The organism is Arthrobacter sp. TS-15, assembly GCF_006964045.1.
Lineage (GTDB): Bacteria > Actinomycetota > Actinomycetes > Actinomycetales > Micrococcaceae > Arthrobacter.
On the sequence record NZ_SDXQ01000140.1, the window covers coordinates 1 to 1,105 of the forward strand.

Here is a 1,105-nt window from a genome sequence, read left to right on the forward strand (position 1 = left end):
CGATCACGTCGCCCGGGTTGGTCACCTCGGTCGAGCCGAGAACCTGCGACGACGAGATCGTCGGGTACGGGGTGAAGAACGAGCTCAAGCTGCCCGTTTCCCGGTGTTCGGCGACCTCGACCGGATCGGCCCAGTACGGGTCTTCGCACCACAGCGTGAGCGCCGCGGCGTCCGAGACGATCCCGGACCCCTTCGCGCCGCGCCCCTCGAAACCCTCGCGGTAGTAGACGGCGATCCGGCGGCGGGTCCCGTCCGGCCGGGCGATCTCCAGCCATCCGGGCGTACGCCTGCCGTCCGGCCCTTCGCGCAGCGTGCGCGTGAACGCGGTCGCGAGCGCGCGCCATCGGCCGATGAACTCGACGTGTGTCTCGCCGTAGACGTACAGCGGCCACACGATCGCGCGCGGCTGCGGACTGGCGTACCGCAGCCGCGCGCCGCCGCGCGGGTGTGCGTCGGTGGTCAACTCGTAAGGCGTCGCGCCGAGCCCGGACACGCCGTCGGCGAGCGTGAACCAACCGGCCGACTCGTCGGTGAGCGGCCATACCGTCCCGGTCGGGTCGGTGTACGTGGCTGTCGCGAAGCCGATCTCGGGGAGGGGTACCGGTGTGCTGCCGCCCCCGCCCGTGTCGGGCGGGGTGACTACCGGTGCGGTGATCAGCGGCATTTAACGCGGCCTCCCCACCCGAGCGAGCGCATCCTGTCGCCGCTGCAGCAGCTCGAGGTCGTGCACGGTCATGTCGAGCGTGCGCGGATAGATGTTGTAGGTGTGGCCAGACTCGACCGCCGGCTGCCTGCCCACGGTCGGGAGCGCCGCCCGTACCGCAGCAGCAGCGGGTACCGGCTGCGGCAGACTTCGGGCCATGTCCCGGACCATCGCGGCGCCGACTGCGGCGACCGACGACTTATGGTCGATCACGGTCTGACCGCCGCCGAACTGCAGCAGCTCGGGCCCGTTCTCGCCGACCCACGCGACTACGCCGGGGCGAGGTCGGCCGCCGTTGGCGTAGCCGAGGAACGGCTCGGGGTTGACGGTGCGACCGCCGCGGCGTGCCTCGAGGTGCAGGTGCGGGCCCGAGCTGTTGCCGGTCGATCCGACCGACCCGAT

Annotated in this window: 2 protein-coding genes; both read right to left on the bottom strand. The window is 71.7% G+C overall.

The annotated features are described in order from the left end of the window. Nucleotides 1–664: phage tail protein (locus EU811_RS23360; RefSeq protein WP_142940604.1), on the bottom strand; the 664-nt coding region annotated here is incomplete at its 3' end. Then, nucleotides 665–1,105, bottom strand: a 441-nt coding sequence (locus EU811_RS23365) for a M23 family metallopeptidase (RefSeq protein ID WP_142940605.1), incomplete at its 5' end; no start/stop codon positions are given. It lies immediately after the preceding gene.